The organism is Streptomyces sp. NPDC051310 (assembly GCF_044455245.1).
Taxonomy (GTDB): Bacteria; Actinomycetota; Actinomycetes; order Streptomycetales; family Streptomycetaceae; genus Streptomyces.
Window position 1 is genome coordinate 75,084 of record NZ_JBITEO010000010.1, and the last position, 12,562, is coordinate 87,645.

The 12,562-nt window shown below is 73.1% G+C and carries 11 protein-coding genes; 2 read left to right on the plus strand and 9 right to left on the minus strand.

Annotation, left to right across the window (positions count from 1 at the left end):
- Window positions 1-56: 56 nt before the first annotated feature.
- A complete protein-coding gene (locus ACIA79_RS16520) occupies window positions 57-4,511 on the plus strand; it encodes an HAD-IC family P-type ATPase (protein ID WP_399428966.1) in 4,455 nt (1,484 codons plus the stop codon).
- A 198-nt stretch (window positions 4,512-4,709) separates the two neighbouring features.
- Here ACIA79_RS16520 and ACIA79_RS16525 read toward each other — a convergent pair whose 3' ends face one another.
- The 7 genes from ACIA79_RS16525 to ACIA79_RS16555 all read right to left on the minus strand — a co-directional run bounded on the left by ACIA79_RS16525 (window position 4,710) and on the right by ACIA79_RS16555 (window position 10,813).
- Window positions 4,710-5,411 (minus strand): DedA family protein, encoded by a 702-nt coding sequence (locus tag ACIA79_RS16525; RefSeq protein ID WP_399428967.1) that lies wholly within the window; start codon window positions 5,409-5,411, stop codon window positions 4,710-4,712.
- Window positions 5,412-5,577: 166 nt separating this feature from the next.
- The gene (locus ACIA79_RS16530) at window positions 5,578-5,847 is read right to left on the minus strand and encodes a hypothetical protein (protein WP_399428968.1); all 270 of its coding nucleotides are present in this window, start codon (window positions 5,845-5,847) and stop codon (window positions 5,578-5,580) included.
- Window positions 5,848-5,985: 138 nt separating this feature from the next.
- Window positions 5,986-6,744 carry a MerR family transcriptional regulator gene (locus tag ACIA79_RS16535; RefSeq protein ID WP_399428969.1) on the minus strand — a complete coding sequence of 253 codons (759 nt, stop codon included), beginning with the start codon at window positions 6,742-6,744 and terminating at the stop codon, window positions 5,986-5,988.
- A gap of 237 nt (window positions 6,745-6,981) precedes the next feature.
- Window positions 6,982-7,623, minus strand: coding sequence for a PadR family transcriptional regulator (locus ACIA79_RS16540; RefSeq protein ID WP_399428970.1), 642 nt, complete (start codon window positions 7,621-7,623; stop codon window positions 6,982-6,984).
- A 95-nt stretch (window positions 7,624-7,718) separates the two neighbouring features.
- A complete protein-coding gene (locus ACIA79_RS16545) occupies window positions 7,719-8,264 on the minus strand; it encodes a DinB family protein (RefSeq protein ID WP_399428971.1) in 546 nt (181 codons plus the stop codon).
- Between the two features lie 128 nt (window positions 8,265-8,392).
- Window positions 8,393-9,850 (minus strand): aldehyde dehydrogenase family protein, encoded by a 1,458-nt coding sequence (locus tag ACIA79_RS16550; protein ID WP_399428972.1) that lies wholly within the window; start codon window positions 9,848-9,850, stop codon window positions 8,393-8,395.
- 99 nt (window positions 9,851-9,949) lie between these two features.
- Window positions 9,950-10,813 carry a helix-turn-helix domain-containing protein gene (locus tag ACIA79_RS16555; RefSeq protein ID WP_399428973.1) on the minus strand — a complete coding sequence of 288 codons (864 nt, stop codon included), beginning with the start codon at window positions 10,811-10,813 and terminating at the stop codon, window positions 9,950-9,952.
- 306 nt (window positions 10,814-11,119) lie between these two features.
- On the opposite strand from ACIA79_RS16555, the gene ACIA79_RS16560 reads away from it, so the two are divergent.
- Window positions 11,120-11,656 carry an ATP-binding protein gene (locus tag ACIA79_RS16560; RefSeq protein WP_399428974.1) on the plus strand — a complete coding sequence of 179 codons (537 nt, stop codon included), beginning with the start codon at window positions 11,120-11,122 and terminating at the stop codon, window positions 11,654-11,656.
- Between the two features lie 154 nt (window positions 11,657-11,810).
- Here ACIA79_RS16560 and ACIA79_RS16565 read toward each other — a convergent pair whose 3' ends face one another.
- Together ACIA79_RS16565 and rpsR are read right to left on the minus strand one after the other, a co-directional pair.
- Window positions 11,811-12,050, minus strand: a complete 240-nt coding sequence (locus ACIA79_RS16565) for a DUF397 domain-containing protein (RefSeq protein WP_355363110.1) — start codon at window positions 12,048-12,050, stop codon at window positions 11,811-11,813.
- A 266-nt stretch (window positions 12,051-12,316) separates the two neighbouring features.
- A complete protein-coding gene (gene rpsR, locus ACIA79_RS16570) occupies window positions 12,317-12,562 on the minus strand; it encodes a 30S ribosomal protein S18 (RefSeq protein ID WP_399428975.1) in 246 nt (81 codons plus the stop codon).

Below are 12,562 nucleotides of genomic sequence, written 5' to 3' on the forward strand. Positions count from 1 at the left end.
CCCGAGCGGCTACTCGGGCCTCGTTCGCGTCGCGAGACGGACGGAGGCACCCGCCCATGTCACCGTTGCCAGGCCTGCGCCTGTGGGCGCCCCCGCTGCTCGGACCGGCGGCGTCCGGGGTCACGTACGGCGTCGCCGCCGGCGTCCGGGGCGCCGCCGACGTGGCCGGCCGGCTGCTGGGCCTGCCGCGGCGCGGCGTGTGGTGGCGGCCCGGCCGCTGCTACATCGAGGTCCACGGGGTGCACGGCGCCGGCGGCGAGCGGCTCGCCGCGCGCGTGGAGCAGGCCCTGGAGGGCCACCCCGGCGTGCTGTGGGCCCGGGTGAACGCACCGTCGGAGCGCGTGGTCGTGGCCGTCACCGCGCCGCCGCCCGCCGAACGGGAGCTCGTCGCCCTCGTCACGCGCGCGGAGGAGGAGCTGGGCGGCCACCCGGACGAGTTCGACGAGTGGCGCCCCGAGCCGCACCACCCGAGCGAGGGCCCCCGCACCCGCCAGTCGGTCCCCGCGCTGGCGGCCGACACCGTCGGACTCGGCATCACGGCCGTACGGCAGCTCGCGCCCTGGTTCCGGGTGCCGCCCGAGGCGGCGGCGGTCGTCGGCGCCCTCCAGCACCATCCGCGGCTGCGCCACCTGGTCGCCGGCCTCGGCAGCGCCGAGCAGGCCGAATCGCTCCTGCCGGTGATCAACGCGCTCACCCAGGGCGTCGCCACCCATGGCGGCGGCCTCGCCCTCGACGTGCTCGAACGGGTCGCCCAGTGGCGGGAGGCCACGGCCGAGCGCACGGCGTGGGCCGACGCCGAGCCCGGCCTCGTCCACGGGCCCGCGGACGCCGGAGCCGAACCGCTCGTCGTGGACCGTGCCGGGCCGACGCCCGAGGACTCGGTCGACCGCTACGCCGAACGCGCCATGGCCGCGGGCCTGGCGGCCGGCGCGCTCACCGCGCCCTTCGCCGGCCTGCGCCGGGGCCTGGCCGTCGCCCTCGCCGCCGTGCCGAAGGCACCCGAGGCCGGCCGCGAGGGCTTCGCCACCAGCCTGGGCCGGGCCCTGGCCCTGCGCGGCGTCGTCACCATGGACCGGGGCGCGCTGCGGCGGCTCGGCCAGGTGGACACCGTCGTCCTGGAGGAGGACGCCCTGCGCAGCGACCGGTACGAACCGGTGGACCTGGAACTGCTCGCCGGCGCCGACCCGGAGACGACCGCCGGGCGGCTGTTCGCGCTCTTCGACGCGGACGCGCCCCTGCGGACCGCCCGCGACGACGACGGCTGGACCCTCGGCCCGCTGGACGGACTGGAGCTCTCCGGGCGCACCGGGCGGCAGGCCGACTCCCGGCTGCGGCGCCGGGGCGCCGAGCGGACGCTCGGATTGGCCAAGGGCCGCCGCCTCCAGGCGGTCGCCGGCCTCGGGACGCAGACGGCGCCGGGCGCCGAGGCGGTCGCGGCAGCGGCCCGGCGCGCGGGCGCCCGGGTGGTGCTGGCGACCGACCGGGATGCGCCCGCGTTCACGTTCGCCGACGCGGTGGTGCCGGCCGGCCGGCATCTGGTCGCCTCCGTCCGCGGTCTGCAGGCCGACGGCGCGGTGGTGCTGCTGGTCTCCGGCAACCGGCGGGCGCTCGGCGCGGCGGACTGCGGTGTCGGCGTGCACCGGGACGGCGAACCGCCCGCCTGGGGCGCGCACCTGATCGTCGGCTCGGACCTCGAATCGGCGGGCATCATCGTGGACGCCGTCGGCGTCGCCGCGCGGGTGGACCGGGACAGCGCCGTGCTCGCCGCGGGCGGCAGCGGTGTCGGCGCGGTCGCCGCGCTCCAGGCCCCGCCCGGGCAGGCCACCGCCCACGGCATGGCCGCCGGGACCAGCGCTGCGACCGTGGCGTTCTGCATGGGCGCCTGGCGCACCAGGCAACTGCTCGCCCGGCCCCTCGCCCCGCCCGTGACCACCGTGCCGTGGCACCTCATGCCCACCGAGCGGGTGCTGGAGCGGCTGCGCACCACCACCGACGGCCTCACCCCCGGGGAGGCGGCCGGCCGCGGCGCCACCCGCACGGGCGGCGGCAACGAACCGGCCCGCCTCACCCTGCCGTCCGCCTTCGTCGAGGAACTGGCCAACCCCCTCACGCCCGTCCTCGCCGGCGGCGCCGCCCTCGCCACCGCGGTCGGCTCGCGCACCGACGCCCTGCTGGTGGCGGCCATCACCGGCACGTCCGCCCTGATCGGCGGCTTCCAGCGGGTGCGGACCGAACGGGCCCTCGCCGAGCTGTTCCGCCGCTCCGCCATCGGTGCGCGGGTACGCCGCGGGGGGCGCGAGCGGCTGGTGACGGCCGGCGACCTGGTCGAGGGCGACGTGATCCTGCTGCGGCCCGAGGACGTCGTACCGGCGGACTGCCGGCTGCTGGAGGCGGAGGGCCTGGAGGTGGACGAGTCGTCCCTGACGGGCGAGTCCCTCGCCGTCCACAAGGACCCGGCGCCGGTCGTCGCCACCCACCTGACCGAACGCCGCTCGATGGTGTACGAGGGCACGACGGTGTCCGCGGGGCGCGCGGTGGCGGTCGTGGTCGCGACCGGTTCGAGCACCGAGGTCGGGCGCAGCCTCGCCACCGCCCGCCAGGCGGCGCCCGAGACCGGCGTGGAGGCGCGGCTCGCCTCGCTCACCCGCACCAGCCTGCCCATCGCGATCGGCTCGGCCAGCGCCGTGGCCGCGTCGGGCCTGGCGCACGGGCGGCCGCTCGCCGACAACCTCGCCTCGGCGGTGAACCTGGCCGTCGCCTCCGTGCCGGAAGGGCTGCCGTTCCTGGTGAACGCCGCCCAGCTGGCCGCCGCCCGGCGGCTCGCGGACGTCGGCGCGCTGGTGCGCAATCCGCGCACCATCGAGGCGCTCGGCCGCGCGGACGTGCTGTGCTTCGACAAGACCGGCACCCTCACGGAGGGCAAGCTCCAGCTGGCCGGGGTCGGCGACGGGAACGGCGTCCTGCCGCCCGACCGGCTGGACGGGCCGCGCAAGGACGTCCTGGCCGCGGCGCTGCGGGCCACTCCGCCCGCCCGGCAGGCGGAGCCCATGGCCCACCAGACCGACCGGGCCGTGACGGCCGGAGCGCGGAGCGCGAAGGTCACCGTCCGGCACGGTGCGGCGCGCTGGCGGCGCCTCGACACACTGCCGTTCGAGCCGTCGCGGGCCTACCACGCGACCTCGGGCCGGGCGGCGCACGGCGTGCTGCTCAGCGTGAAGGGCGCGCCCGAGAACGTGCTGGACCGGTGCGCCCGCAGCCGCGGCGGGCCGGACGGCGACACCGCCCTGGACGAGGCGGGCCTCGCGCGGCTGACCGCCGCGGCGGAGGAGCTCGCGGGCGCGGGACGGCGGGTCCTGGCGGTCGCGGAACGCCGGATGGACGCGGAGGAGGACCTCACCGACGAGAGCGTGCGGGACCTGGTCTTCCTGGGGTTCCTCACGCTGGCCGACCCGGTACGGGCCGGGGCGGCGCCGGCCACGGCTCACCTGCGGGAGGCGGGGGTGCACACCGTGATGCTGACCGGCGACCACCCGGCCACCGCGGACGCCATCGCCTCCACCATCAGCGACGTCACCGACCCGAAGGTCTGCACGGGCGCGGAACTGGACGAGCTCGGCGACGACGCGCTGGACGAGCTGCTGCCCGGCGTGGACGTCATCGCCCGGTGCAGCCCGCACCACAAGGTCCGCATCGTCCAGGCCTACCAGCGGATGGGCCGGGTCGTGGCCATGACCGGCGACGGTGCGAACGACGCCCCCGCCATCCGGCTCGCCGACATCGGCATCGCCCTGGGGCGGCGCGGCACGCCCGCCGCGACGGCCGCGGCGGACCTGGTCGTCGGCGACGACCGGCTGGAGACCATCGTCTCGGCGCTGATGGAGGGCCGCGCCATGTGGGCGTCGGTACGGGCCGCGCTCGGCATCCTCATCGGGGGCAATCTGGGCGAGGTCACCTTCAGCGTGCTGATCTCCACCCTGACCGGCTCCACGCCGCTCAATGCCCGGCAGATCATGCTGGTCAACCTGCTGACGGACCTGGCGCCGTCGCTCGCCATCGCGGTCCGCCAGCCGGCGGGCCAGACCGCCGAACGGCTGATGGCGGAGGGCCCGAGCCGCTCGCTCGGCAGCGCCCTGACCGACGAGATGCTGCTGCGCGGGGCCATCACCGCGACCGGCGCGGGACTCGCGTGGACCGCTGCCCGGCTGACCGGGCGCGGCAGGCGGGCGGGCACGGTCGCCCTCGCCGCGGTCGTCGGCACCCAGCTGGCGCAGACCCTGGCGACCGGGGGCCTGGACCGGAACGTGCTGGCGGCCAGCCTGGGCTCGGCGGCGGTGCTGGCCGCGGTCATCCAGACGCCCGGGGTGAGCCAGTTCTTCGGCTGCACGCCCCTGGGACCGGTGGGCTGGGGCATCGCGCTGGGCGCCATCGCCACGGCGACGGTCCTGGGGATGGCGCTGTCCCCGCTGGTACGGGAGCGGTCAGCGGTGAACGGCCCCGCAGAGGAGCGGTGAGCGCCTCCCCCGGGAACCGCCTCGGGGTGGGTGAGCTCCCCTCCGGGAGCGGTGAGCGCCCCGCTGTGGGGACCGCATCCGGGCGGGTGGCCCCGGCCCCGGGAGCGGTGAGCGCCGCCGCGGGAGCCCTCCGGGGCCGCGAGCGCCCGCCGCGCGAGCTCCCGGGGCCGCCCGCGCCGGGAGGAGTGGGGGCCTGGCTCAGCGCTTGGCGTGGCGGCCGCGCTGGGCCGGCGGGCGGCCGTCCGAGTCGTCCGTCCCGAACTGCTCCTGCTTCTGCTTCTTGCCCTGGGAGCGGGCCCGCAGGTACTCGATGACGATCGGGACGACCGAGATCAGCACGATCAGCACGAGGATCTTCTCGATGTGCTGGTGCACGAAGTCGATCTTGCCGAGCGACGCCCCGAGGAGCGTCACACCGGCGCCCCACAGGACACCGCCGATGACGTTGAACGTGATGAACGAGCGGTAGTTCATCCGGCTCACACCGGCGATGATCGGCGTGAACGTCCGCACGATCGGGACGAAACGGGCCAGGATGAGCGACTTGGGGCCGTGCTTCTCGAAGAACTCGTGCGCCTTCTCGACGTTCTCCTGCTTGAACAGCCGGGAGTCCGGGCGCTTGAACAGCGCGGGGCCGACCTTCCGGCCGAAGAGGTAGCCGACCTGGTCGCCGATGATCGCGGCGAGCACGACGAGCGTGCACACCAGCCACAGCGGGGTGTCCAGCTTGCCGGTGGTCACCAGCAGGCCGGTGGTGAACAGCAGGGAGTCACCGGGCAGGAAGAATCCGATGAGGAGGCCGGACTCGGCGAAGACGATGACCAGGACGCCGATCAGACCGAAGGTCTGGATCAGATAGTCCGGGTCCAGCCAGCTCGGTCCGAGCGCAAGCGTATTCACGGTTCCGGGACTCCTGGGTCGGTGGGCGGGACGGCTGCCCAAAGCTATCAACGCTTTGTGCGCCGTCCCGGTTCCACCGCCCCCTCGGGCCGCCCGGGGGCCCGCAAGCCGCCGTTTCGTGCGGTACGCGCGGTACGCGTGCTCCCCGCGTCACGCGCGGAGCGCGCTACACGGATGCGTTGCGGTACTCCCGGGCGTCGACGATCAGGGTGCCGTCGTGCTGCTCGTAGTGGGAGAGGGCCAGACCGAGGCCGAAGAACGTGGGTGCCCATTCGCCCACGAAGATGCCCCACCGGTCGGCGCGGGCCAGGCCGGTGCCGGGCTCCATCCGAAGCGACCCGGCCCAGCTGGCCACGGAAAGACCGATGGACACGAAGGCGGCCAGGTACGCGTGCTCGCTGCGTACGCCCATCTCGTGCAACTTCCGGATCACCATGGCGACTCCTTTCGATGGCGTACGCGACGAGGTGCCCAGAACGGAGCGTGTCATTCCACTTCCTCCGCCCCGGCGCCCCCGGCCCCGGCCTGTCCCCCGCTTCCGTTTCCGCTTCCGCCTCCGCTTCCGCCGGGGACGTCAGCCGTGGCGGGCCGCGTTGGCGACGATCGCGGCGTGGAGGTGGGCCGCCATGCCCGGGTGCGTCGCCTCGTAGTGAGCCGTGAAGCGCTCGTCGGAGACGTACATCTCCCCCAGGCACCGGTGCATCTCGAAACTGCACTCGTAGAACCAGCCGTCGATCTGCCGGCGGTGCTCCTCCGCCAGGTCCATCGCGCGCTCACCCTCCGGCGGCTCACCCGCGGCCATCAGCTCCCGGTAGCGGGCGCTCCAGGCCGCGGTCTCCTCCTGCATGCGCTGCCAGTCCGCCTTGGTGTAGCGCGCGGTGCGGCGCTGGGACTCGCGGTACGCGTCCGTGTCGCCCCAGCGCTGCTCCACCTCCTCGGCGTACTGCTCCGGGTCGTGGTCGCCGAAGACCTCGAACCTCTCCTCGGGCGTGAGGTTGATGCCCATCTTCCGTGCCTCCATGGCGTGTTCGACGGCCGCGGCCATCTTCTCCAGATCGGCGATCCGCGCGGTCAGCAATCGGTGCTGGCGCCGCAGGTGTTCCTGCGGATCCGCGTCGGGATCGTCGAGCAGAGCCGCGACCTCGTCGAGCGGGAAGCCGAGCTCCCGGTAGAACAGGATCTGCTGCAGCCGTTCGAGGTCGGCGTCGTCGTAACGCCGGTGTCCCGCGTGGCTGCGGCCGCTCGGGGAGAGCAGCCCGATCTCGTCGTAGTGGTGCAGCGTGCGCACCGTCACTCCGGCGAAGCCGGCGACCTGTCCCACGGAGTAGCTCATGGCTTCCCGCTCCTCCTGTTTGTCGGTACGCATGCCAGCCTGGGCCCTCACGCCACGTGAGGTGCAAGCCCGATGTCCGGCCCTGTGCGGAACCGGGGCGGAGGGGCTCTTCGCCCCGCCTCGATCCGCCGGCCGGCACCCCGTACGCGCAGCCGCCGGCGGACCCGCGCGGACGGCCCGGCCCGCTGCCATGAGGGCTCGGTCCGGCTCCGGGGCGCCTGTTGTCGGTGCCGACCGCTACCGCGCGTCCCCGGGGTGCGGCACACCCGTCGCGTACGGGTTCTCCTCGTCCGGCCCCAGGACCCCGACGAACGGCTCGCCCTCGCCCTCGAAGGTGTAGGCGCCGCGCTCGATCCGCTCGATCAGGCCGCGCGTCCACTCCGCGCCCGCATCCGCGGAGTGCACCCACAGGTGCATGATCTCGCCGATGTGCCCCAGCGCCTGCGGCCCCTCGGCCGGGGTGTAGTGCTCCAGGACCCCGGCCTTCCACCGCTCGATGCCCGCCACGCGCTGCTTCAGCAGCGCGACCGCCTCCTCGCGCGGCAGGCAGACGATGAAGCCGACCGCCGCCGACAGCACGTCCATCTTCTGGTCGTACGAGGTCAGCGACGCGCGCAGCAGCGCGAGAAACTCCTCGGTGCCCTTCTCGGTGAGCTCGTACTCGGTACGCGGCGGCCCGCCGGCCGTGCTCGGCGCGGTCTCGTACGCGTGCAGCAGCCCCTGCTTCGCCATCTGCTTGAGCGCGTGGTAGATCGAGCCGGGCTTGGCGCTGGACCACTCGTGCGCGCCCCAGTACTCCAGGTCGTTGCGCACCTGGTAGCCGTGCGCCCGCCCGTGCTGGCGCACGGCCCCGAGCACCAGCAGCCGGATTGCTGACATCGCCCTGTGCCTCCTCGTCGGTTCGCGACCAGGCTACGCAGGCGCCCGCCCCGCGCGGGGGCGCGGTGGCGGGCGCGGGACAGGGCGGGGCGGCGTTACGCGGGCTGCTCCCGCTCCATGGCCACCAGTTCGAAGGAGGTCTTCCCGTCCAGCGACTCCCTGATGATGTCCGCGTGCCCGGCGTGCCGGGCCATCTCCTGCACCAGGTGCATCGCCATCCAGCGCATCGACACCCGGCCGTCCGCGGGGAACCAGGGCGCCGCGGGCAGCGGGAAGGTGTCGTCCAGGCTCGGTACCGACCGCAGGAACTCCTCGGTCTCCTTCGTCACCCCGTCCCAGAAGGCGAGCACGTCACCGACCGACTCCTCCTCGGTCAGCCGGAAGCCTTCCGCCCAGGTCTCCCGGCTCCGCTGCCGCTCGTTCGGCCGCTGCTGGGCCAGCCGCAGCCAGTTCAGCTCCACCTCGGCGACGTGCTTGATCAGCCCGGAGAGCGACAGCTCGCTGGCGCTCGGCCGCGACGCCGCCTGCTCCTCGGTCAGCCCGAGGACCGAGCGGCGCAGGCTGCCGCGCTGCGCCTCGACGAAGGAGAGCAGCGCGCCCCGCTCATCGCCGTGTGCCTCCGCGGGTACGAAAGTGACCATGACCGTCCGCCTTTCAGGGGGTTCCTGCGCCGTTCCGACACCACACACGCTACGGGCCCTTGCGGTCAGATCCTGTCCTCTATGACCACTCCGGCCGGAGAGTCCCGGAGGACCGCAGGGGAACCGGATCAGAAGGGGAAGCGGCTGCGGCCGTGCTGGATGGAGATCCACTTGTAGGTCGTGAACGCGTCGACCGTGGCCTCGCCGTTCAGCCGCCCGACACCCGAGTGCTTCTCGCCGCCGAACGGCACGATCGGCTCGTCGTGCACGGTGGCGTCATTGATGTGGATCATGCCGGTGTGGATGCGCTGGGCAATCCGTACGCCGCGCTCCACGTCCCCCGTGTGGACGGCGCCGCTCAGCCCGTACGGAGTGTCGTTGGCGATCCGTACCGCCTCGTCCTCGCCGTCGAAGGGGATGACGACCGCCACCGGGCCGAAGATCTCCTGGCCCAGCACCGGGGAGTCGGCCGGGAGGCCGGTCAGCACGGTCGGCGCCACCACGTTGCCCTCGGTCCTGCCGCGCACCAGGGCGGTCGCGCCCGCCTCGACGGTCTGCTCGACGAGCGAGGAGACGGCCTCCGCCTGCGTGGCGTTGATGAGCGGCCCGAGGTGGGTGGCGGGGTCGGCCGGGTCGCCGGCCTTGAGGGTGCGGACCTTGGCGACGAACTTCTCGGTGAACTCCTTCTCGACCGAGCGGTCCACCAGCACCCGGTTGGCGGCCATGCAGACCTGCCCCTGGTGCACGAAACGGCTGAAGACCGCCGCGTCGACCGCGTAGTCGAGGTCCGCGTCGTCCAGCACGATGAGGGCGCTGTTGCCGCCCAGCTCCAGCACGGCGCGCTTGAAGTGGGCGGCGCAGACGGTGGCGACGTGCCGGCCCACGCGGTCCGAGCCGGTGAAGGAGATGACCTTGGGCACCGGGTGCTCGATGAGCGCGTCACCGATCTCCGCGATGTCGGTGATGACGACGTTGAGCAGGCCGGGCGGGAGCCCCGCGTCCTCGAAGACCTTCGCGACCAGGCTGCCGCCGAGGATGGGCGTGTTCTGGTGGGGCTTGAGGACGACGGCGTTGCCGAGGGCGAGCGCCGGGGCGACCGACTTGATCGACAGCAGGAAGGGGAAGTTGAACGGGCTGATCACGCCCACCACACCGACCGGGACGCGGTAGAGGCGGTTCTCCTTGCCGTCGATGGGCGACGGCAGGATGCGGCCCTCGGGGCGCAGCGCCAGGTGGATCGCCTCGCGCAGGAACTCCTTGGCGAGGTGCAGCTCGAAGGCGGCCTTGGTGCGCGTGCCGCCGAGCTCGGCGATGATCGCCTCGGTTATCTCCTCCTCGCGCTCCTCGATGATCCGCACGGCGCGCTCGAAGACGCTGCGGCGCGCGTACGGGTTGGTGTCCGCCCACGCCCGCTGGGCGCGCTCGGCGGCCCGGTAGGCCTGATCGACCTCGTCGACCGTGGCCACGGTGATGGAGGCGAGCTTCTCCTCGTTGTACGGATTGAAGTCGATGATGTCCCACGAGCCGCCTCCGGCCCGCCACTCACCGTCTATGTACTGCAGGGCCAGGTCTGTGAAGTAGGACATGCCATCCCTTCCGGCAGGCGTGCGGGCTGGGCAACGCGCAGCGCTCATCGCTTCTTCGCTCATGAAATCGTCATGACGAAACGTCATCCTACTGACGGGTCAGGTGAGTTGGAGGAGTCCCCTGAGGAGATCCCGGCTCTCCTCCGGGCCCGGGCTGTCCCGGTGCAGCCGCTCCATCACCCGTTCGTACTGGGCGACCTCCTCGCGCTTGTCCAGGTACAGCGCGCTGGTCAGCTGCTCCAGGTAGACGATGTCGGAGAGGTCGGACTCGGGGAAGCGGAGCATGGTGAAGGCGCCGCTCTCGCCCGCGTGGCCGCCGAAGCTGAACGGCATGACCTGCAGGGTGACGTTGGGGCGCTCGGAGACCTCGATCAGGTGCTTGAGCTGGTCGCGCATCACCTCGCGGTCGCCGTACGGGCGGCGCAGCGCGGCCTCGTCGAGGACGGCGTGGAAGTGCGGGGCGCGCTCCGAGACGAGGATCTTCTGCCGCTCCAGGCGCAGCGCGACCCGGCGGTCGATCTCCGCGTGCGGCGCGTCGGGCATGCCGCGGGTGACGACGGCGTGTGCGTACGCCTCGGTCTGCAAGAGCCCGTGCACGAACTGGACTTCGTAGATCCGGATGAGGGAGGCGGCACCCTCCAGTCCGATGTACGTCTGGAACCAGCCCGGCAGCACGTCGCCGTAACTGTGCCACCAGCCGGCGACGTTGGCCTCGCGGGCGAGGCCGAGGAGCGAGGCGCGCTCGGTCTCGTCGGTGACGCCGTAGAGCGTGAGCAGATCCTCGACGTCCCTCGCCTTGAAGCTCACCCGTCCCAACTCCATGCGGCTGATCTTGGATTCGGACGCCCGGATCGAGTAGCCGGCGGCCTCGCGCGTGATGCCGCGCGATTCACGCAGCCGCCGCAGCTGTGAACCCAGCAGGATGCGTCGCACCACGGAACCGCTCGATTCGCTTGCGGTCACGTTTCCAACCCTCCCCATCGCTGATGTGTACGAAGGAGCACCCCCGAGCCCCGAGATGCCGGATTCTGCCACTAAACGCTTCAGCGTGTGCTCATCCGATTACGGATAGCCGAAGCCTGGCCTGTACCGGGTGAAATCCGTCGCAGGAAGATATGGCCCGCAACCGGCACGGGGAGGGACAGGTCGGGCGCGTGCACGTGCATCTGCCCTTGCATCAGCTGGTCGCATTCGGAACCATGGTCCTCGCGCACCTGCGTACTCGTTCGTGTTGTCGCACCACAGCCGCGAATCCCGGGAGTGCCTCGCATGGGGACGAATGGATCGACCATGCTCGAGCCGTTAAGGCAGGGGCTTCCACCGATCGACGCCGCGTCCGTCTCCAGCTCCGCCTCCTGCGCGCTGCCCGCGCGGTACGAAGCGGTCCGCGGTGCCCGCCAGTTCACCAGCGCCACGCTGGCCCAGTGGGACCTGAGCGAGCGGTTCGACGACGTGGCGCTGGTCGTCTCGGAACTCGTCACCAACGCCCTGCGGCACGCGCTGCCGACGGACCCGCCCGCGCGCGAGACGCCGCACGACTCACCGGTGCGGTTGCACCTGATGCGGTGGGCGGGCCGGCTCGTCTGCGCGGTGCGCGACCCCAGCCCGGACAGTCCCGCCACACGCGAGTGCGAGGAGGACTTCGCCGCGGAGTCGGGCCGCGGCCTGTTCCTGGTCGAGACCTTCAGCGACAGCTGGGGCTGGCACCCGCTGGCCGGGACGCTGCGCGGCAAGGTGGTCTGGGCGCTGTTCCGGCTGCCCGAGGCGCCCGCCCCCGCACGGCCGACCGCGGGCCCCGCCGCCTAGCCGCCCAGCCGCACCCGGGAGCGCGGCCGCGCCCTCACTGCGACCACCCGCCCCGCGTCCTTCCGCGGGGCCGCGTCCGCGCACCGGCCACCCGCCCCGCGCCCTTCCGCCGGGGCCGCGTCCGCGTGCGCGCACTCGTCCGCGGGCCGGCGGATCAGCCGCCCACCAGGTGGTCGAACTCCCCGTCCTTCACGCCGAGCAGCAGCGCCTCTATCTCCGCGGGCGTGTAGACCAGGGCCGGCCCGTCGGGATGCCGGGAATTGCGCACGGCGACATCGCCGCCCGGCAGCTTCGCGAACTCCACGCAGGAGCCCTGCGAGTTGCTGTGCCTGCTCTTCTGCCAGACCACCCCGTGAAGCTCTGTGGCCGCCATGCCGTTGTACACGTGGTGCACAGGACGCTCCCCGAGATACATGGTGCAGGTGTCAACTATGCGTGATCATAGCTTCGTTCATATGCAAGTGCATGAGCAGATGCACGTGCACGCCGGGTGGTCCCTCGATTACACCCCCCGTCCGCGAGTAAAGACGCACGAAAGGCCTTTCTGGCTCCCGTACCTGCGGTCGTACGTCTCCTACGCACGCCACAGGCCCCCTGCCGATGAGGCAGGGGGCCTGTGATGAGGCGGACGGGACGGACGGGGCCGGTGCCTACGGTCCGTCAGCGCCCGGTGGGCCCGTACGGCAGCAGGGCCATCTCGCGGGCGTTCTTGATGGCCCGCGCGAGCAGCCGCTGCTGCTGGGCCGAGACACGCGTCACACGGCGGCTGCGGATCTTCCCGCGGTCCGAGATGAACTTCCGCAGCAGATCGGTGTCCTTGTAGTCGATGTACGCGATGCCGTCGCGGTCCAGCGGGTTGGGCCGGTTCTTGGCGGGCTTGCGGTCCGCTGAGCGGCGGGGGGACAT

What these genes read in the sequence shown, in the direction of transcription:
- ACIA79_RS16520 (WP_399428966.1), top strand. Translation starts at nt 57, where the DNA reads ATGTCACCGTTGCCAGGCCTGCGCCTGTGGGCGCCCCCGCTGCTCGGA.
- ACIA79_RS16530 (WP_399428968.1), bottom strand. Translation starts at nt 5,847, where the DNA reads ATGGTGATCCGGAAGTTGCACGAGATGGGCGTACGCAGCGAGCACGCG.
- ACIA79_RS16535 (WP_399428969.1), bottom strand. Translation starts at nt 6,744, where the DNA reads ATGAGCTACTCCGTGGGACAGGTCGCCGGCTTCGCCGGAGTGACGGTG.
- ACIA79_RS16540 (WP_399428970.1), bottom strand. Translation starts at nt 7,623, where the DNA reads ATGTCAGCAATCCGGCTGCTGGTGCTCGGGGCCGTGCGCCAGCACGGG.
- ACIA79_RS16545 (WP_399428971.1), bottom strand. Translation starts at nt 8,264, where the DNA reads ATGGTCACTTTCGTACCCGCGGAGGCACACGGCGATGAGCGGGGCGCG.
- ACIA79_RS16550 (WP_399428972.1), bottom strand. Translation starts at nt 9,850, where the DNA reads ATGTCCTACTTCACAGACCTGGCCCTGCAGTACATAGACGGTGAGTGG.
- ACIA79_RS16560 (WP_399428974.1), top strand. Translation starts at nt 11,120, where the DNA reads ATGGGGACGAATGGATCGACCATGCTCGAGCCGTTAAGGCAGGGGCTT.
- rpsR (WP_399428975.1), bottom strand. Translation starts at nt 12,562, where the DNA reads ATGTCCCCCCGCCGCTCAGCGGACCGCAAGCCCGCCAAGAACCGGCCC.